Origin of the sequence: Ekhidna sp. (assembly GCF_040220215.1) — a bacterium.
Taxonomy (GTDB): Bacteria; Bacteroidota; Bacteroidia; order Cytophagales; family Cyclobacteriaceae; genus Ekhidna.
Genome location: NZ_JAVJTR010000027.1, coordinates 1 through 17,765, shown reverse-complemented (window position 1 = coordinate 17,765; position 17,765 = coordinate 1). Strand labels below are relative to the sequence as shown.

17 protein-coding genes are annotated in these 17,765 nt (G+C 40.4%); 12 read left to right on the top strand and 5 right to left on the bottom strand.

From position 1 onward, the window contains the following. Positions 1-8: 8 nt before the first annotated feature. On the bottom strand, positions 9-464 hold the full coding sequence (locus RIC88_RS19130; protein WP_350219186.1) for a hypothetical protein: 456 nt from the start codon (positions 462-464) through the stop codon (positions 9-11). 104 nt (positions 465-568) lie between these two features. Here RIC88_RS19130 and RIC88_RS19125 point away from each other — a divergent pair, with 104 nt between their 5' ends. The 4 genes from RIC88_RS19125 (at position 569) to RIC88_RS19110 (ending at position 5,713) form a co-directional block, all read left to right on the top strand. Further along, positions 569-1,084, top strand: a complete 516-nt coding sequence (locus RIC88_RS19125) for an RNA polymerase sigma factor (RefSeq protein WP_350219185.1) — start codon at positions 569-571, stop codon at positions 1,082-1,084. Next, a complete protein-coding gene (locus RIC88_RS19120) occupies positions 1,084-1,962 on the top strand; it encodes a FecR family protein (protein ID WP_350219184.1) in 879 nt (292 codons plus the stop codon). Before RIC88_RS19125 ends, RIC88_RS19120 begins: the two co-directional genes overlap by 1 nt. Positions 1,963-1,968: 6 nt before the next feature. Then, complete coding sequence (locus RIC88_RS19115) at positions 1,969-4,617, top strand: TonB-dependent receptor (RefSeq protein WP_350219183.1); 2,649 nt, start codon at positions 1,969-1,971, stop codon at positions 4,615-4,617. Positions 4,618-4,702: 85 nt separating this feature from the next. Then, a complete protein-coding gene (locus tag RIC88_RS19110) occupies positions 4,703-5,713 on the top strand; it encodes a hypothetical protein (RefSeq protein WP_350219182.1) in 1,011 nt (336 codons plus the stop codon). 72 nt (positions 5,714-5,785) lie between these two features. Here the strand turns inward: RIC88_RS19110 and RIC88_RS19105 are convergent, their stop codons facing one another. Next, the gene (locus RIC88_RS19105; protein WP_350219181.1) at positions 5,786-6,205 is read right to left on the bottom strand and encodes a hypothetical protein; all 420 of its coding nucleotides are present in this window, start codon (positions 6,203-6,205) and stop codon (positions 5,786-5,788) included. Between the two features lie 183 nt (positions 6,206-6,388). Here RIC88_RS19105 and RIC88_RS19100 point away from each other — a divergent pair, with 183 nt between their 5' ends. The 4 genes from RIC88_RS19100 to RIC88_RS19085 all read left to right on the top strand — a co-directional run bounded on the left by RIC88_RS19100 (position 6,389) and on the right by RIC88_RS19085 (position 10,276). Continuing rightward, positions 6,389-6,589 carry a DUF1328 domain-containing protein gene (locus RIC88_RS19100; protein ID WP_350219180.1) on the top strand — a complete coding sequence of 67 codons (201 nt, stop codon included), beginning with the start codon at positions 6,389-6,391 and terminating at the stop codon, positions 6,587-6,589. 339 nt (positions 6,590-6,928) lie between these two features. Next, a complete protein-coding gene (locus tag RIC88_RS19095) occupies positions 6,929-9,544 on the top strand; it encodes an ABC transporter permease (RefSeq protein WP_350219179.1) in 2,616 nt (871 codons plus the stop codon). Positions 9,545-9,557: 13 nt separating this feature from the next. Further along, positions 9,558-9,887: a PadR family transcriptional regulator gene (locus RIC88_RS19090; protein WP_350219178.1), complete on the top strand. Its 330-nt coding sequence runs from the start codon at positions 9,558-9,560 to the stop codon at positions 9,885-9,887. After that, positions 9,887-10,276, top strand: a complete 390-nt coding sequence (locus RIC88_RS19085) for a hypothetical protein (protein ID WP_350219177.1) — start codon at positions 9,887-9,889, stop codon at positions 10,274-10,276. Before RIC88_RS19090 ends, RIC88_RS19085 begins: the two co-directional genes overlap by 1 nt. A gap of 285 nt (positions 10,277-10,561) precedes the next feature. On the opposite strand, the gene ppk1 is transcribed toward RIC88_RS19085, so the two are convergent. From ppk1 to RIC88_RS19070, 3 genes are all read right to left on the bottom strand, one after another. After that, entirely contained in the window at positions 10,562-12,661 is a 2,100-nt protein-coding gene (gene ppk1, locus RIC88_RS19080) for a polyphosphate kinase 1 (RefSeq protein ID WP_350219176.1), read from the bottom strand. Between the two features lie 164 nt (positions 12,662-12,825). Continuing rightward, positions 12,826-13,764 (bottom strand): malate dehydrogenase, encoded by a 939-nt coding sequence (mdh, locus tag RIC88_RS19075; RefSeq protein WP_350219175.1) that lies wholly within the window; start codon positions 13,762-13,764, stop codon positions 12,826-12,828. Between the two features lie 97 nt (positions 13,765-13,861). Continuing rightward, complete coding sequence (locus RIC88_RS19070; protein ID WP_350219174.1) at positions 13,862-14,272, bottom strand: hypothetical protein; 411 nt, start codon at positions 14,270-14,272, stop codon at positions 13,862-13,864. Positions 14,273-14,347: 75 nt separating this feature from the next. On the opposite strand from RIC88_RS19070, the gene RIC88_RS19065 reads away from it, so the two are divergent. The 4 genes from RIC88_RS19065 to RIC88_RS19050 all read left to right on the top strand — a co-directional run bounded on the left by RIC88_RS19065 (position 14,348) and on the right by RIC88_RS19050 (position 17,627). Continuing rightward, positions 14,348-15,214 carry a tyrosine-type recombinase/integrase gene (locus RIC88_RS19065; protein ID WP_350219173.1) on the top strand — a complete coding sequence of 289 codons (867 nt, stop codon included), beginning with the start codon at positions 14,348-14,350 and terminating at the stop codon, positions 15,212-15,214. A gap of 75 nt (positions 15,215-15,289) precedes the next feature. Further along, the gene (locus RIC88_RS19060) at positions 15,290-15,856 is read left to right on the top strand and encodes a nuclear transport factor 2-like protein (RefSeq protein WP_350219172.1); all 567 of its coding nucleotides are present in this window, start codon (positions 15,290-15,292) and stop codon (positions 15,854-15,856) included. Positions 15,857-16,095: 239 nt separating this feature from the next. Continuing rightward, positions 16,096-16,659 carry a hypothetical protein gene (locus RIC88_RS19055; RefSeq protein WP_350219171.1) on the top strand — a complete coding sequence of 188 codons (564 nt, stop codon included), beginning with the start codon at positions 16,096-16,098 and terminating at the stop codon, positions 16,657-16,659. A gap of 257 nt (positions 16,660-16,916) precedes the next feature. Beyond that, the gene (locus RIC88_RS19050) at positions 16,917-17,627 is read left to right on the top strand and encodes a hypothetical protein (RefSeq protein ID WP_350219170.1); all 711 of its coding nucleotides are present in this window, start codon (positions 16,917-16,919) and stop codon (positions 17,625-17,627) included. The last annotated feature ends 138 nt before the right edge of the window (positions 17,628-17,765 follow it).

Below are 17,765 nucleotides of genomic sequence, written 5' to 3'. Positions count from 1 at the left end.
CGGCTTTCTTATTGTAATCCTGAAATATTGTATTGCTGATTGTTAAAAGAAAAATTGTCATTTCTTTTCTTGCCTATCATTTGCTTGGCTATAGGGGCTTCTCCTGAAATGGCGAAGAATTTAACCTTCTCTTTTTCCAGTGCACCTAATGCGACACTGATAAAAAACAGCCCTTTATTGGTTTCAACCAAAGCTCCGTGCCTGACTTCTGTATAAATCTTATCCAAATCAATGGCATTCAATGCCGTGAGTTGGTGGACGCAAATATCCAGTTGCTTGTTAAGTTTATTTCTTTCCTGCATCATCATTTCACGACCGGTTTCATACTTATCCCCCATACTGCTTTTTGTCTCAGCTATTGCTGACTCTCTCACAGCTTCCAATTCAGTTTTTAACTCTGAAATCCTTGTTTCCAGCTTTTTAATGCATGTGGCATGTATCCGTCTTTTTAACTCTGCATCCATAATTCAAACTTAATTCCAAAAATCAGTAGGGTAAAATTCAAATCAACTGTAACACTAACGGAATGATGTGGAGACACTTGTATATTTGAGTACTATTGCTCCAAATGAAAGTCACCCATCCATTTACCAAGAATGACCTAAAAGTGCTCTATGATGAGTATTTCGAAAGCATTCGAGGGTTTATATATTATAAGTGTGGCGATATTGACCTGGCAGATGATTTGGTGCAAGAAACCTTTATAAAGATTTGGAACAAGCGGGATGAGATCGAGAAGGAGACAGTGAAAAGCTTACTATATACGATAGCCAATAATATGCTGATAAATCATTTCAACCATCAAAAGGTGGTGAGAGAACATCAGAAAAGCGCAAATCCCGGAAGCTCATCTTCATCAGACTCGCCCCAATTTCAAATGGAAGAGGCTGAATTTGAAGCAAAGCTTAATAACGCAATAGCCAAATTGCCGGAAGACTGTAGAGAGGTATTTTTGATGAACAGGATCGATAAATTGAAATATGCTGAAATAGCAGAAAGACTCAATTTAAGTGTGAAAGCAATAGAAAAACGGATGAGTAAAACAATTGGATTGTTGAAAGAATCCTTAGGAATGAAGATATAATGGATGATTTAGACAAATATCGGGATTTACTAAATCACCAATCTGACGAGGTGAATGATGAGCTTTCTGAATTCTTGAAGAAAGCATCTGATGCCAAGGTGCCTTCTGGTAAGAGTAAGCAGGATATATGGGCAGAAATCGAGGAGCAAATTGATGATGAGAAAAAATCAACCATTCCTATATGGACATATATGGGGATTGCAGCGTCGCTTCTTTTAATAGCCGCGATTGCGTTTCTTTTCTATCCAAAAGGTACTCCAGAAACCCTAAATATCGCCACCGCACTGGCAGAATCTACAACAATTGATTTGCCTGATGGATCTAAAGTGACTTTAAATGCTAATTCTTCCATCTCCTATTCTGAAGATTGGGATCGTAAACTACACCTTGAAGGAGAGGCCTTTTTTGAAGTGGTGAAGGGTGAGCAATTTGTAGTAAAAACGACCATAGGATCGGTAGAAGTTTTAGGTACATCTTTCAATGTCTTTGCTCGTGACTCCACATTCGAGGTGGCCTGTAAGACCGGAAAAGTACGTGTAAATGTACCTTCAAAAGCGGTCAGTGAACCACTATCATCCGGTCAATCAATCCGTGTAGAGATAGATACAGTCAAAAGAACTTCCCTGGATGCTGAACTTGTCGGTAAGTGGCAAGCCGGAGAGTTCTACTTTAATGAGCAGCATCTTTCGGATGTTTTGAGCGAGGTTGAACGACAGTTTAGCGTTTCCATTGCCTTGCCAGATTCATCTGACTATGTCTTCTCAGGTTACTTCACCAACAAAAACATTGACAGTGCACTGGAAATGGTTTGTCTGCCATTGGGACTAGCATATGAAAAAACAGGCCCGGACACTTATGCCATTCGTGAATTAGAATAAAAAGGCATGCGGAAGCTAATCACCATTTTCTTGCTGATCTCAACCATTGCATCCTTTTCACAGCAAGCTTTTGAATTATCTGCTACTAATGAGTCGCTCACTTCAATAGTGAAGATCCTATCTAAGAAGTATGATCTTAAATTTTCGTATAGTCCACGTGTACTGTCCAAGCATAGCATTACCAAGAAGATTACGGCTAAATCAAAAGCAGAGCTCATCAGTAAGGTCTTTGAAGATTTGCCATTTGATCTAAAGTTGACAGACGGGGTATACCTGATCATACCAAAGAAAATTGAAGTAAAAACCACGCCCATTATTGGTCAGGTGTATGATGGTGACAGTGGTGAGCCACTGGCATATGCGCATGTACAAACAAAGGAACAAGGAACGCTCAGTTCACAAAATGGTCGATTTAGTTTGCCACCAAGTAAAGATACCGTAACCCTTACCGTAAGCTACATTGGATATAAGAACGTGGAACTAAAGGTGCCTCCCAATGAAGATAATCTCAAGTTGAGATTAAACCAGAACCCTCAGGAACTACAGGAAGTTGTACTCACTGCAGAATCAGACAACTTCAATCCTGATCCATCATTTTTTAGTCTGAACCCACAACAGTTTAGTTCACTCCCAATGCTTGGTGAGACCGATGTATTTAAGACACTACAACTACTTCCCGGAGTGAGAGCCACAGACGAAACCTCCTCTGGCCTGGTGGTTAGAGGAGGTGTTCCTTCTCAAAATCTGGTACTTATGGACGGATTTACGCTATACAACCTGGATCACTTTTTCGGTATTTTCAGTACACTCAATCCGAATGCAATCAATAATGTGAGTATATATAAAGGTGGGTTTGGACCAAAGTACGGAGGAAGGGTTTCATCTGTAATAGATGTTGCTGGAAAGAATGGTCAAGTTGAAAATTTTAGTGGTCAGGTGGGGTTAAATATGCTTTCCTTCAATACCACATTAAATATTCCGTTTGGTCAAAAGACCTCTGCTTTAATTGCGTTTCGACAATCATTCACTGATGTGATCAATTCTGACCTTTATCAGGACTTTCTCACCGCCAGTAGGCAGAACTATCTGGAATCCATCAGCTCAGAGCTGAATGCACTTAATTTGGCTCCCTCTCTAAGATTTCATGATATCAATACCAAAGTACAGCATCGCTTCAGCGAACGCTCTGTATTTGACGTCAATCTCTACCTGAGCGAAGATTTCTATGCCGGTAATTATCAGGAAGGGAACGATTTTGCCGAGTATACCGTATTGGACGAATCCAACTGGGCAAACGCAGGCATCAGCTTTAATCTCAAAAGTCAATTCAAACCCAATTGGTTTAATAGTACAACGCTGAGTGCTTCCGAGTATCGGGAAGATGAATCTCTCTCAATCACTCAAACATTTCTTCAAGACATTGCTTTTGACGGAGACAGCATAGAAGCCAATTCATCCATTGAGTACTTTAACTACACGATTGGGAGTTCAGTGGGTGACGTGACCATCAAATCACACAACGAGATAGATGTTGATGCTCAGAATACCCTCTCAGGCGGAATAGAACTGAATGGAATAAATACAAATTATGAAACCAGTCAAAGCTTTTTGGTTGACCTGAATACTTCGACTGGATATACGGATACATTAACAGCAGAGGCGAGTATCTTTAGCTTTTACGGTAATTACCAATTTAAGAAAGAGGATATTTTAGCTAACATAGGTCTTCGCACTTCATATTATGACCCTACGAATAAATGGTACCTCGAACCAAGATTTGATCTGGGAATAAAAGTAAGTGACCGATTCTCCCTGAAAGGCGCAGGATCCTTTCATCATCAGTTTATCACCCAAACATCTTTATCTATTTTACAAAACTCTGATCAGTTCTATTGGATACTGGCAGACGATAAAATAATACCTGTTCAGAGAAGCACACATTTCATTTTTGGCGGTAACTACACGATTGATAATTGGTCTTTGGACGTGGAGTATTACAACAAGCGAACAGAAGGTATTATTGAAAGTCAATTTCTTGTATTGCCCCCGGCAATCATAGAGATTCTACTACAACAACAACTCAATTTATCCGGTCAAAACAATGCGGAAGGATTAGATATTTTCCTTAAATATCGAAATAAAACATTCTCATCATGGGTCAGCTATTCGGTAGGAAGGTCTGAAAATTCATTCTGGTATAGAAATCAGAACAATCCTTACCCCGCCGTTCAGGATCAGCGACATGAACTGAACTTTACCAATATTCTCAAGCTTGGGAAATGGGAACTGTCCAGTGTCTTCTTGTTTGGCACAGGCCAGCGATATACACCAGCCAATCCTGAGTTTAGCCTTGAAAACGACTCAGTCTCTTTTTATGACCTTACGCGCATCAACGCATCACGCCTTCCAGCCTATAAGCGACTGGATATTTCGGCCAAATACAGCTTCAATCTGGGTAAACTAGCATGTGAATCCGGAGTTACTTTCTTCAATGTCTTAAACAACAGAAACATCAAATCAAGGAAGTTTACCGTACGCTATGTCTTTGATGAACAATCGGATACTTCTGGAGCATCGGATGATTTGGAGGTTGTCCCGCTTGATACAGAACTTCTTGGTTTCACACCGAATTTTTTCATCAATATTCGCTTCTAAAGCCATTTTTAATAAAAATCAAGATTTTCAGTAGGGTAAATTTCTCAGTGCCTGTATTCTATTCAAACACTGAAAATTTAAAACGATGAAAACAAAAAAATCTATTATCGCCTCTCTTTGGATTGCTCTGGCGATCCTGGTTTGGTCTTGTAATGACAGTAGCGAATCACCTGTTGATATAAATCAAGAAAACATTGTAGCAGAAAACCTGCTGGTCAACTCTAACTCAGCACTCAATAGACTAAGGAGTAACGGAATCGGCGGGCCAATGGGAGCCCTGTTTGGTAATTTTCAAAATAGCAAAAGTGGTAGATCCAGCAAATCACCATCAGCTATGTTTAGAAATGCCGGACGAATTTCAAACGACACTACTGATGCACCATCCTGCCTGGTAGAAACGTGGGAAGACGATGGGCAAGGAAACTATACTTACACCTTAGATTTTGGAGATGGTTGTGATTATTATGGTGAGTGGTTGAAAGGTAAAATGATAGAGAAAGGTTCATATAGCCAATTCAGTTTTAGCGCAACAGCTACCTATATAAACTTTGGAGGGCACGATTGGACGATTGAAGGTACTCATGCTTATAGTGGAAGCTGGCACTCTGATGAGCTTCCTGAAAATGAAAAAGATTCATTGAATTGGGAGTACAATGCATCCTATGAGTTCAGCGCAGATTTAAAAATGAAGTATATGGAGTATGGGCACGATTCTACATCAGATGTATCTACCGGCGAACGATTAGTAGAAGTGGATTATGTAGCAAAGGGATCAGAAGAATCAAATCAGGATGGATATACCGTCAAAACAAGAACAGAGTCAGTAAATGTGAGTACCGGAGAATCCTTTAGCTCTCAGGTTGATATCCCATTATTCTATGACTTTGAGTGCGAAGATGAAGGCGTTTGGATTTTTGTTAGCGGTCAGCAATCAGGCAACTATATTTTCGGAGATCATACGGGCTCGTATAGCATTGACTATGGTGATGGAGCTTGCGACAACATTGTGGTGGTTACTGAAAATGGAATATCACAAGAGGTTGATCTGGGTGAAGAATGGGATGAGTGGGAAGATGAGTGTGGTAAGGAAGATTAATTTAATAACATATCTCAGGTTAGTTTAATAAAAGTGCCCGTGGAATTAATTCCAGGGCACTTTTGCCATTTACTAACCCAAATCGTCCATGGTTTCTTTAATGTCATTTTTGACTTTGTTGTAGCCTTCTTCAATCTCAATCATTGCTTCATTCACTTCTGCTTTAACATCAAGCCAGTTTTCTTTTGTTGCATTTTTAGCTTTCTGTATCGAATCATCCAGTTCATTCTTTTTTCGCTCAAGGTTAGCTTTTGCTTCTTCTAGTGTACGCTCAACTGGTCCTTCATTGATATCCAATGCATCTTCCACTTTTTCAATTGCATCTTCGATACTGGATTTCATCTTTTCCAAATCTGTTACGATCTCTTGCTTCTGTTTTTCAAAGTCTTCCTCAGCACCCTCTTTGGTATTTGAACAGGAGAATACAAATAAGAGTGCAAGGATTGATATTGATTTTATCGTATGTCTTAAATAGCTGTTTGTAGATCTCATGGTTTTCCAATTTATGTTATACCATGATGTACTAGTAAAAAATGTACCAATCAATAAAACATCGTAAAACCACTCCTGGGGCATTTTATTCACTAAACTCATTTCTCAAAATGAGAATCGTAAATTCAATTTGAGAGGTAATTAATTGAAAATCTATTCCAGCAAGTGATCAATGGCTCAGGCATGATATTCCCATTAATCTGGATCAATCAAAATTTACATATCATGTTAACCTGGACATTAATCTTTTTAATTGTAGCACTGGTTGCCGGACTTTTCGGGTTCGGTAAAATCTCCAGAGGAGCTGCAGGTATTGCCCGTTTCCTCTTTTTCATCTTTGTGATCTTACTCATCATTTCACTGATCACCGATATTTTTGCTTAGGCCAATCAGACGGCACAAAACCTTGAATTGTAAACAGATAGAATGAAAGAAAAGAGCCACAACTCCACTCCCCGGAGGGGTTGGGGTGGGTTAATATGATAACTTTTCTTTCACATTAAAAAGACACAAAATGATCGTTTTTGAAAACCCATCTCTTACTTAGAAGTGTCTGACAGTTCCCAAGGATGAGATTTTAAGGTATCAATTCTGAATCATTCCAATCAATTTCTACAAAAACGAAACATATTATCGAGTCTTTCGTTAGTCAATTTTAACTATCATTTTCTACATATACGAAAGATTTAGTAACCTTTGTGCTGAAGTGAAGTTTAAATGGTGATGAGTAGCAATAATGTCAAACCACCAGGATGGATTCAGCGATTGGTTGAACGGTTTTGTGAACCCTATCTATATGAAGGTATCACTGGAGATCTGGAGGAGCTTTTTGCGGAGAATGTAGAATTGAGAGGTCCTGCGAAAGCCAAGCTGATCTATTTACTACAAGCCATTGGGTTTTTCAGGATGCGGTTTAAAAGGAAATCAAAAACTACATCCAACATGAAAGCGATCTGGACAAACTACCTGCTTACTTCTTATCGTTCACTGATGAGACACAAATCATTTTTCTTCATTAACCTCATCGGGCTTACTATCGCAATAACCTGCTCCTTGTTTGCGCTGGTATTTATCAATGATGAATTGAAATTTGATGAACACATCAGCCAAAAGGAACAAATCTATCGGCTGTATAAAAGACACATCAATATTCCGGAAAACAAGGATCTTTTAACCTACGAAACATCAGGTATGATGGGGCCGACCATGACAGAGGAGTTTCCTGAAGTGGAGTCATTTACGCGTGTCCTTCCCTGGTGGGATCCGGTCATTTTCACTTACAATGATAAGAATGTGATTAGCGAGCATAGTTACATCGCGGACTCTTCTTTTCTTGATTTTTTCGATGTGAAAATAATCAATGGCAATCCCAAAAACTTATTGACTGCTCCTTCTTCTGTAATCATCAGCGAGGCTCTTTCTGCCTCAATTTTTGGAGATCAAGATCCAATAGGTCAGGTTATCATGGGGATCAATGAGTTGAATTTTACAGTGACAGGCGTGTTCAAATCGCCTCCTCGGCAATCATCACTTCAGTATGATGCAATTATTTCCTGGAGTACTACTGTTCCCAATATTGGCCCAATGGCTCAGGAATGGATGAACAACTGGAGGGCACAGGGTATTTATACGTTTGTCCATCTGGCCAAAGGTGCCAATCCCAGAGCCTTAGAGGATAAATTACCTGGTTTGATGCAATTGCATTTTGAAGAACGAGCAGAAAATTATTTTCTAAAGCTCCAGCCACTACCTGAAATGTATCTCTATGGAGATCATATCATGAATGGAAGAGGAATGAAAACAGGTAGTAGTAAATTCATAAACCTCATAGCCTTTTCAGCGATCCTCATCCTTATTATAGCCAGTGTCAACTATGTAAACATTGCATTATCCAAGGCTTCTCAAACACACACGGAGGTAGGGATTCGAAAAGTCATGGGATCCACGAGAAATCAGCTCATGGGACGGTTTGTTGCAGAGACTGTTTTCATTTCTACAGTGGCTTCATTGATTAGTTTTTTAATCGTTTACCTTATCATACCGGAGGCAAACAGTCTTGCGGGAAAGGATATTCCAAGGGTAGCTCTTTTTCAATGGGTCAACATTCTTGGAACTTTGTCATTCATTTTTTTAATCAGCTTTATTGTTGGTTCATATCCTGCATTTGTCCTCTCGTCTCCTTCAACTTCAAGTATTTTAAAACTATCCACAGGTGCCGTCAGGCGAACAGGATGGTTTGGAAAGTCTCTTCTGGTACTTCAATACGCCACATCTATCTTTCTGATCAGTTGTACTATAGTGGTCATTAAGCAGACGAATTATCTTCTAAACAAGCCTCTGGGATTCGAAAAAGAACAAATTCTGGTGCTTGATATCTACAATGAGGTTGGTGAGAAAGCAGATGTGTTTAAGTCAAAACTACTTACTCATCCAAACATCATTTGCGTTTCGGCAGGTAGATCTGCTGTAGGTGGTGGATCATATACCACACGGGTAGTGCCTGAAGGATACAACGGAGAGCTTGGGGCTCGAATGTTTGGAGTTGATTATGATTTCTTTAAAACCTATGGTATCAATACCTCTTCCGGGAGGGCATTTAGCACAGCATTCGGATCAGACTCATCAGCTATGATGATAAATGAGTCGTTTCTCAAATTTGCAGGATGGGAGGATCCAATAGGAAAAAAGATTACTTTTTCCTCCGGCAATTCATATCCGATTATAGGTGTAGTGGATGACTTCCATATTAGCTCCCTCGCCACCTCAGATATCGAACCCATGATTCTATTTATCAATCTCCGGCCCAACTATGCCTCAATAAAAATTGGAACCGGAGATTTCAAGGATACTTTCAGTTTTATAGCTGAAACCTATGATGAGCTAGCAGAACGTTCACCACTAAATTTCTATTTTGTAGATGAATGGTTCAAGGAACAATATCAAAAAGAACAGCAAGTGCTTAGCATCGCGAGCATATACGCAGTGATCAGTATCTTATTATGTGCACTGGGGCTTTATGGAATTACCGCATTGATTCTACAACATCGATCCAAGGAGATAAGTATCAGAAAGGTTCTTGGTGCACCCATTGTAAGTATTGTTTCCATGATGAATAAACAATTTTTAATCATCATTACGCTAGGCTTTATCATTGCAGTACCCATTGCATATTTTCTCGTGATTGATTGGCTGGATCAATTTGTTTATAAAATTTCGATTGATTACCTGGCCTTCTTTATTGCTGGGGGAATTACCTGTCTCATTAGTGCATTGATCATTAGTGGGCTCTCTATCCGAACTGCTAATACCAACCCTTCCGAAACATTAAGCAACGAATAAAAAAACATCAAGAATGAAAGGAACTAACCTGGGGGAACTGGAAGAATTGATCATGCTTACAGTAGCCCTATTGTATGATGAGGCCTATGGGGTAGCCGTCATGAAAGAAATCAAAAATCGATGCAATCGATCGATAACTATTAGTACTGTCCATGCTGCACTTGCACGATTACAGTCAAAGGGTTATGTAGACTCACGCTATGGTGAAGCCACTTCCGAGCGAGGTGGACGTAGAAAACACCTTTTTCGGGTAACCAAAGCAGGTCAAAAAGTGTTGGAGCAGGTAAAAGAACAGCGAAATGCTATCTGGAGTGAGATTCCTTCCGTAGCTTTCCACACCTAATGATCTTCGATACCTCCTATTCAGACAAGGAAACCACCCGACAAATCAATCTGGCAGTTGGACTCCCATTTTCATGGAAGCAACGATGGAAAATGGGTGGCATTGGATCACGAAGAATGACGGTCAGTGCGATTAGCGAGGAGTATCAATCGTACATGAATGCAGAGCACTATATTTCTACTGCCAGCATTGAGCTGCGACCAAAAGGAATCGTCATTCACTTTCGTCATAAGCTTCAGGCCTACTCCTGGATCATGCCTTATGATTCATTGAAAATCACCTATGAGCATTCTCTGAAACTCGAATCAGATGGAAAATTCATTGAGTTTGAAGAACCGAACAATCACCGATTCATTCAGAAGATGATGGAGTTGAAAAAAGAATATTGAATTTTTCTAAAGGTCTGAACCTCAATTCCTATCTACAGCTGGTGAAAAGGATATACAGATTATCCGCTTTGGAAGTGAGTGAGATTGAGATAAACATATAAACCAACAAAAACCTAATCTACGTCACTCAGAGCCTTTTCTAAAGGGAAGTGTGGGTGGGGAAAAGGCGTGGAGTCTTTCTATTCCGAGTAGATTCCACGGCTTCCATCTCACAACCATCCCAAAGAGCCTCTGAATGACGGTTTTTGTTGGTCTGTTTCTATAATCTTTTTGAAATGGCTGATTCTACCCAAACAACTTCGCTTTCATGATCACCTCACGCTTCACTTTGTAAAATTCCTGATGAATATCAAATGAAGGGTGTCCATTCGGTTCCAGATGAACATATGAGCCATCTTCTTTCATCTCGTAAGTATTCACATTGTCTTTCTGATTGTATGCCAAAATGTTAATGGCCTGCTGTTTTAGCAACGGATCCCTAATGATGAAAAGAGACTCCAATCTCCGGTCAAACGAACGTACCATCATATCCGCACTGCCACAATAGACTAAAGGGTCTCCATCATTGTGGAAATAGAAAATACGGGAGTGCTCCAGATATTCACCCACTATTGATCTTACACTAATGTTCTCACTCAACCCATCCCTCCCCGGTCGTAGACAACAAATACCTCTCACAATCAGCTTAATCGGCACTCCTGCTTTTGATGCCTCATACAGGGCATAGATCGCATCCTTGTCTTGAAGTGAGTTTAATTTTATGACGATTCCGCTGGATTTACCAGCTACAGCATGCTCACGCTCCTTATTTATCAATGCAATCAAATCACGTCGCATTTGAGTTGGGGCAGTGATCAGGTTGTCATAATCCTCCGGCATGGAATGTCCGGTGATTACGTTAAAGAACTCCTGCACATCATTGGCATAAGATTCATCCGAGGTGAGTAAACTCATATCGGTGTACAACTTGGAAGTAGCCTCATTGTAATTACCGGTGCTCATGTGCACAAACCGATTCACTTTTTCCTTCTCTTTGCGGACGATCAACAGCAACTTAGTGTGCGTCTTTAGTGATCCTACTCCATAAATCACAAAGCATCCAGCCTTTTGAAGCTTTTGAGCCTGCTTCATGTTATTCTCCTCATCAAAGCGTGCTTTCACTTCGAACAATACCGAAACGTGCTTTCCATTCTCCGCTGCTCTGAGCAACGCCTCCACGATCCGGCTATTCTTTGCCAGACGGTAGATCGTCAGCTTAATAGAAAGTACATAAGGATCGTCTGCCGCCTGCTCCAGTAAGTCTAAAAGTGGCTCAATCGTGTTGTATGGATGGTGTAAAAGAATGTCACGATCTTTCAGAATCTTAAACATATCCTGATGCTCCACATCCGACATGCTGATAGGTGGGACCGGTTTCAAGCGTACAGGTCTGAAAGAGTTAAACTCTTCATGATTGACAATTTGCCAAAGGCAGGTAAAATCAATCAGCGAGCCCTCTGCACTAATTTTAATATTCTCACTACCAATTTCGTAGCGCTTCTTCAATTGCTTGATAAGCCATGGATCAGCTCCTTCCTCTACTTCCATCCGCACCACCCGCCCGGTCTTTCGCGTTTTGAGTTTTTTCTTCATCTCCTCCAGGAAGTTCGCTTCAATATCCTCCGACTCTTCCAGTGTAAAATCGCCATTTCTGGTTAACCTGAAAAGTGAACTCGAGATGATGTCTACATTCTTAAATACCCGGTCGAAGTGCTGCTGAACGATCTTCTCTATTGGTACAAAAATGACTTTCTCCTTGTCAGTAATCTCAAAAAACCGGGGTAGGTTTTGCGGTAGCTGAATGAAAGACATTTTCTTCTTTTCCCTTGATTTCACCGCCTTGGTAACCACCCCGAAGATCAGGATATTATTCATCAGAATCGGGAAGGAATGGTACGGATCGAATACCATTGGGGTGAGCATGGGGAAGATGGTCTTCTCAAAATACCTACTCGCCGACTTTTGCTGTTTTTCGTTTAGCTCCCCATAACCTTTAATCTCAAAATTGTGTTTTGGAAAAGAAGGCTTCAGATCTAAAAAAAGCTGATTTTGCTGCTTACCGAATTCTTTCAGTCCGGAAAGCAGCTCATTTTTGAAGGGGATAGCCTGAAGGCCGGAATAATCAATACGATCATTTCCATAATCCAGGTAATTGTACAAACTGCCCACGCGAATCATGTTGAATTCATCTGCATTACTGGATGTGATCGCCAGAAATTTGAGTTTTTCAAACAAGTTTCGCTTCTCCTTCCGCGCTTGGTCCAGCACACGATGGTTGAACTGCAGCCAGCTCAAATCCCGACTGATCAGATCACTTTTACCGATGAGTTCCTGTGGTGTTTGCATTTAGTTAAAGGTCATAAAATAGAAAAGAAAAACGATTTAGCGTCATTCCTGTAAATACAGGAATCTCCGGAATCAAGAATAGCTCTTAAAATCAGGAGATATCCGAGACCAGCTCGAATATGACGTAACGTTTTTCTTTTCGTCACATCATTTAAAGGATGAATTTAAATAATATTCATTTCAGAAAGGGTGTCGTTCGTTTTACGAACAGCGGCTGCACTTTCTTCAAGCTTTGTTTTTTCAGCACCATCAAGTTCAATTTCTACGATCTTCTCGATACCATTCTTACCAATGATAACCGGAACGCCAATGCAGATATCTTTCAATCCGTATTCTCCGTCCAGCATGCTGGAACATGGGAACATTTTCTTCGTGTCACAACCAATTGCCTGAACCATAGCAGAAACGGCAGCTCCAGGCGCATACCAAGCAGAAGTACCTAAAAGCTTGGTCAGTGTAGCTCCACCTACTTTGGTTTCTTCCAGCACGTAGTTCAGCTTGTCTTCGCTCAAGAACTTAGAAACGGGTACACTGTTTCTGGTCGCCAACCTGGTCAAAGGAATCATACCTGTATCACTGTGACCTCCGATCACCATTCCGTCAACATCTGAAGCCGGGCAATCCAACGCTTCTGATAATCTGTACTTGAATCGTGCAGAATCAAGTGCTCCACCCATACCAATGATTCGGTGTTTCGGAAGGCCTAGCGCTTTGTGTGCCAGGTAGGTCATTGTGTCCATCGGGTTAGATACTACGATGATGATCACATTCGGTGAGTGCTTGATCAGGTTTTCTGCTACCGACTTAACGATACCTGCGTTAGTAGAGATGAGTTCTTCGCGAGTCATTCCCGGTTTACGTGGGATACCTGAAGTGATAACCGCCACATCACTGTTTGCTGTTTTTGAATAGTCATTGGTAGTACCGGTAATTTTTGTATCAAAACTGTTTAACGATGCTGTTTGCATCAGGTCCATGGCCTTACCTTCTGCAAAGCCTTCTTTGATATCGATGAGTACAACTTCAGCTGCAAAATCTTTGATTGCGATGTATTCGGCACAACTTGCACCTACGGCTCCAGCGCCTACTACGGTTACCTTCATGATCTATTTTGTTTTTATGAATTGGGATTAATTTTTTTCAAGCGCAAAAGTAGTGATTTGGCAGGAGAAATGGACGTTTTGAACGGATGAATTAGGGTTATGGTTTCTTCCAAATCTCCAGACTCAACCGATCCATATAGTCCTGCCGCTGCACGATCAATGCCTTCTCTACTCCTTTTTCAAAAACGGGTGAAAAGGCATAGTCATAGACCAAATAGTATAATCGGGAGTCTCCGGTTTTGAAGATGCTGGAAAAATACCTAAAGTCATAACCCATCTGATCCAGCACTTCTTTTCTTACAGTGGCCTTACCTTCCGGCGATAAATCCTTGAGTATGCGTCTGTTTCGTCTAATCCCGGCATTGACCAGCTGAATGAAGTGCTCGTCCTCTGCTTTGTGCTGATTGTTATAGCTATTCCGGCAATAAGCATCACAATATTTTTTGTCAGCACGACCAACCAACGGCTTTCCGCATTGCAAACAAGATTTTGGCGATAAATTATTCATTTATATAAATACTTATAGTCGAATATAAGTACTTATAAACGAATTTAAGATTCATATTTAATAAATGTTTGGGCAATGAATTCAATAGCAGCTTCTGATGCGAAATCATACCGCTGGGCTTTGGAGCAATTGCAATTGCAGCTACAGATAAAAAGATATAGTCTTTCTACTCAACGTAGCTATTATCAGGCATTCAGAGCATTTTTAATGTTCGTCTATCCGCTTCCTCTACACCATGTTGGTAATCTCCATGTGTACAAATACCACCAGGAACAGATACGGAAAAAGAATATTTCCAGATCTACTCAAAATCAATCCATTAATGCAATAAAGTTTTACCTGGAACATGTATTGAGGCAAGACAAGCAGTTTTTTGAACTGGAACGGCCAAAAAAGGTGGAAAAGCTGCCTGAAGTATTGAGTTTGGAAGAAGTAAAACTCATATTGAAAAGCACCAAAAACCTTAAGCATAAGGCCATGCTCACTACTATTTATTCGGCCGGGTTGAGAATTGGAGAGCTTACACACCTCAAAATTTCAGATGTGGATTCCCAAACTATGCGAATTTGGATTCGGGAAGGAAAAGGAGTGAAAGACAGGATGACTATTCTTTCACCTCTCCTATTAAAATTGCTCAGAGATTATTTTAGGGCATATCAACCTAAAACCTATCTATTTGAGGGTCCTTCAGGGGATCAATATTCGGCCAGTAGCATTAGGAAGGTGCTTCAGCGCAGCGTGGTAAAAGCAAGAATTAGGAAAAAAGTGGTGCCACACACGCTGCGACATAGTTTTGCTACTCACTTACTAGAGAGTGGTACAAATTTGAGGTACATTCAAACATTGCTTGGTCATACCAGTGCAAAGACGACAGAGATATACACGCATGTAAGTACTAAGAAACTGGACGAGGTTAGGAGTCCATTAGACTTAATGAATTAGGGTATATTTGAAAGGTGTATATCACGCACTTTTGCGTGATACATTATATGTTACAGGGCATTACTGCACCAATTCATGAAAAGATATTTTATTCTATTCTTCTTAACTAGTCTCTTAACTGGATGTGGCAACAAAGGACTAACTCCAAGGGAACTGGTAACTGAATACTATGATGCGTTTAACTCTTCTGATTTTAACCGTCTAACTGGTGTAATCACTGATAGCATAACCATTATTGAAGGTGAGTATGTGATGCCATACTCGAAAGAAAGTTTTCATGAACAATTTAGATGGGACTCCATTTTCCAGCCAACTTATAAGATCCTTGAACTGGAAGAGCAGGACAACCAAATAATTGTGACTGTAGCATCAAGTTCCAAGCGATACAAATTTCTAAAAAACGATCCATTAACCTGTCAATTTAGAATTTCCTTTAACTCGAACGAGATAACAAAATTAGAATCGTTGGACTGCCCTAATGCAGATTGGAATGTCTGGCAAACCGAAAGAGATTCATTGGTCAACTGGACGAAAAAGAACAACCCCGAACTAGATGGATTCATACATGATCTTACAATGAACGGAGCAATAAACTACCTCAAGGCCATCGAGTTGTATGAAAACAGAAAAGACGCCCTGTAACAAGTGCTAGCACGAATGCGCCAGTGTGCTTTCTGCAAGATTCATCTGTTCTTCACCGCTCCGCTACCCATTCTGTAATCGCATCTCTCCTAGCAACTGTCTTGCTTCTGGATTTCACTTCTAAACGCAGTTCTTTGTAGATGCCGTTGTGGGTGTTGGGCAGCTGCGCTAGATTAGTGTTTTTCTGCTGAGCTCGGGGCGCACTCCTGCTAGCTAGGCGTTATGAGTAATCTCACCTGATGAAAAAATACCACTACTTAACTCTTTCATTTCTCTTTCTAACTCTTTCTTGCACAGACAACACTCAACAAGAGCGAATTGATGAATTAGAGGAATCTAATCAACAACTGCTAACTCAGGTTGTCGACTTGAACTTTCTGACTGACTCAATTAAGCAGGAATACAACTATCTAACAGAAGTACTGGATTCTCTCGAATATGAAATCCAACAGTCTGAAAAGGATAGAAGCTACCTTGAACTTGTTGAAATTGGAGCATATCAAGAGCAAAACTCAGAAGATGAGGACCAAGCTCATGGGTTCAACTACAGAATTGAAGTCTACGGCGCAGAAATTTATAAATACTTCTACATATCTAAGATTGAATACATCGGAGAGATGGGCAGACGACAAGCATTTCGTAACCAGATTGATATTGAAACCCTTCTTAACATTAGTTCTGAACAGACTGGAAACGTGAAATTCCAAGGCTGGAGTACACCAACTGAATTTAAGCTAACCAGATTAGATAGCACAACCTACAATTTAACTGTAACAGAAACTGGAGAAGTAAAACTTAAATAACTACTCATAACAGTTGCTAGCACGAATGCGCCTGAGTGCTATCAACTAGTTTCATCTGAACTTCACCGCTCCGCTACCCATTCTGAAAGCATCTTCACTCCTAGCAACTGTCTTGCTTCTGGATTTTGTCTTTCTAATTGCAGTTCTTCGTAGATGCCGTTGAAGGTGTTGGGCAGCTGCGCTATCTTAGTGTCTTTCTGCCGCTCGGGGCGCACTCCTGCTAGCGTGGCGTTACATGGCATACCTGCGCATCGCAAATGAAGTACGTATTTGAAGGATTAATCATCATTGGGATTGTTGCGCTGATTGTAACAATTATCAAATATCCTAAGGATGTTGGCCGAGGAATACTTGGCATGCTTCTATTACCATTTGAACGACTATGGAGCTACATCCGATTCTTTCTATTTCCTCTTGAACTCTTAATTCTATTTCTTGAGAAGAAATTTGAGATTAACTATCTAACTAAGTTCATTGAACGCGAACCTTCAACAACCAAACAGAAAACGAAGGAACGAAAACAGATCAACTTCCAGAATTTTAGAAAGTACATCATAGTCAACTCAACATCTGAACAGATCGAAAGCGAACTAAATGAGGCTGACGAGTGCTGTCCAGAGGTGAACCTAGAAGACCATTCTATTGCACGAACTGACTCCTATTCTGTCATTGAGATTCCACGAACTGGATTCTACGGTTATAACTTCATGATCCAGTGGCTAACTAACAACTTCACCAAAAATCAGATAGTCGGACTTGCTTCGAACGGACGAACTAGGTTTCTGACCATTTCTAACACCGAGGGAGATAACGACATGATCGGCAGAACCAACATGGGCAAGAAGTTCTGGGTTAGCTTGTATGACGACCTTGACAATAAGCAGTTTTTACGTATTAACCCTGAACTCGAACTGAGCAGCGAACTAACAACTGAATCGCTGGAGAAGATGGTAAAAAACGCCATGTAACAGGCCTTTAGATTCACCCCGTTGAATTATTTCAAGATTAGGATATAGTTTAATATCCTAAAATCATGTTTAACTAAAGGATACTGATAGGGGAACTTTAACTAACAGGCCAGGTCTTTAAACCTAACTAGTGATTCA

What these genes read in the sequence shown, in the direction of transcription:
- RIC88_RS19130 (WP_350219186.1), bottom strand. Translation starts at nt 464, where the DNA reads ATGGATGCAGAGTTAAAAAGACGGATACATGCCACATGCATTAAAAAG.
- RIC88_RS19125 (WP_350219185.1), top strand. Translation starts at nt 569, where the DNA reads ATGAAAGTCACCCATCCATTTACCAAGAATGACCTAAAAGTGCTCTAT.
- RIC88_RS19120 (WP_350219184.1), top strand. Translation starts at nt 1,084, where the DNA reads ATGGATGATTTAGACAAATATCGGGATTTACTAAATCACCAATCTGAC.
- RIC88_RS19115 (WP_350219183.1), top strand. Translation starts at nt 1,969, where the DNA reads ATGCGGAAGCTAATCACCATTTTCTTGCTGATCTCAACCATTGCATCC.
- RIC88_RS19110 (WP_350219182.1), top strand. Translation starts at nt 4,703, where the DNA reads ATGAAAACAAAAAAATCTATTATCGCCTCTCTTTGGATTGCTCTGGCG.
- RIC88_RS19105 (WP_350219181.1), bottom strand. Translation starts at nt 6,205, where the DNA reads ATGAGATCTACAAACAGCTATTTAAGACATACGATAAAATCAATATCA.
- RIC88_RS19100 (WP_350219180.1), top strand. Translation starts at nt 6,389, where the DNA reads ATGATATTCCCATTAATCTGGATCAATCAAAATTTACATATCATGTTA.
- RIC88_RS19095 (WP_350219179.1), top strand. Translation starts at nt 6,929, where the DNA reads ATGAGTAGCAATAATGTCAAACCACCAGGATGGATTCAGCGATTGGTT.
- RIC88_RS19090 (WP_350219178.1), top strand. Translation starts at nt 9,558, where the DNA reads ATGAAAGGAACTAACCTGGGGGAACTGGAAGAATTGATCATGCTTACA.
- RIC88_RS19085 (WP_350219177.1), top strand. Translation starts at nt 9,887, where the DNA reads ATGATCTTCGATACCTCCTATTCAGACAAGGAAACCACCCGACAAATC.
- ppk1 (WP_350219176.1), bottom strand. Translation starts at nt 12,661, where the DNA reads ATGCAAACACCACAGGAACTCATCGGTAAAAGTGATCTGATCAGTCGG.
- mdh (WP_350219175.1), bottom strand. Translation starts at nt 13,764, where the DNA reads ATGAAGGTAACCGTAGTAGGCGCTGGAGCCGTAGGTGCAAGTTGTGCC.
- RIC88_RS19070 (WP_350219174.1), bottom strand. Translation starts at nt 14,272, where the DNA reads ATGAATAATTTATCGCCAAAATCTTGTTTGCAATGCGGAAAGCCGTTG.
- RIC88_RS19065 (WP_350219173.1), top strand. Translation starts at nt 14,348, where the DNA reads ATGAATTCAATAGCAGCTTCTGATGCGAAATCATACCGCTGGGCTTTG.
- RIC88_RS19060 (WP_350219172.1), top strand. Translation starts at nt 15,290, where the DNA reads ATGAAAAGATATTTTATTCTATTCTTCTTAACTAGTCTCTTAACTGGA.
- RIC88_RS19055 (WP_350219171.1), top strand. Translation starts at nt 16,096, where the DNA reads ATGAAAAAATACCACTACTTAACTCTTTCATTTCTCTTTCTAACTCTT.
- RIC88_RS19050 (WP_350219170.1), top strand. Translation starts at nt 16,917, where the DNA reads ATGAAGTACGTATTTGAAGGATTAATCATCATTGGGATTGTTGCGCTG.